A 474-nucleotide genomic window follows, 5' to 3' on the forward strand; every position below is an offset into this window, starting at 1 on the left:
CGCTTCCCGCTGATTAGCTTTGCATCGGCGCCTAACCACCGTTCACGCCCCCTAGAGATCGGCACGATGGAGTAACGTAGAAACGGAAAGCTCAGCAGAGATAACTGGCTACCGATAGCGATAGAGACAGCATCTTCGATGTAGTTCGGCTTTTCTTTCATGAGAATCCTTTTAACTAGTTTTGCCTGAGTCGTTTTCCCCGACAAGGATGTTCAGTCCGGTGGCAAGCTCCCAATCAAGTGATGGGGTAATCGTACTGTCGCCAAACGCACGAAAATTTGACGCCCTGATCCGCAGTCAAATGCATCTTGCTTCTCCGTCCTGTGGAAAGCCTGTCCCAAATGGCGTAAGGCAGCCCGTGTGCTTAAGGCTTCTACAGCTTCGCCAACTGAGGATGGTTTGAAAAATCTTCCCTCACTGTATCTAGCAAGCTGCCGAAGCTGATACTCCTGCCCCCGCCGCCCTGCTTAAGGG

Annotated in this window: 1 protein-coding gene; it reads right to left on the reverse strand. The window is 51.9% G+C overall.

Annotation, left to right across the window (positions count from 1 at the left end; all coding sequences use genetic code 11):
- Positions 1-171 precede the first annotated feature (171 nt).
- Positions 172-297 (reverse strand): AAA family ATPase, encoded by a 126-nt coding sequence (locus KMS84_RS43850; protein WP_498066967.1) that lies wholly within the window; start codon positions 295-297, stop codon positions 172-174.
- Between the last annotated feature and the right edge of the window lie 177 nt (positions 298-474).

It is taken from the genome of Streptomyces hilarionis (assembly GCF_024539675.1).
Lineage (GTDB): Bacteria > Actinomycetota > Actinomycetes > Streptomycetales > Streptomycetaceae > Streptomyces > Streptomyces hilarionis.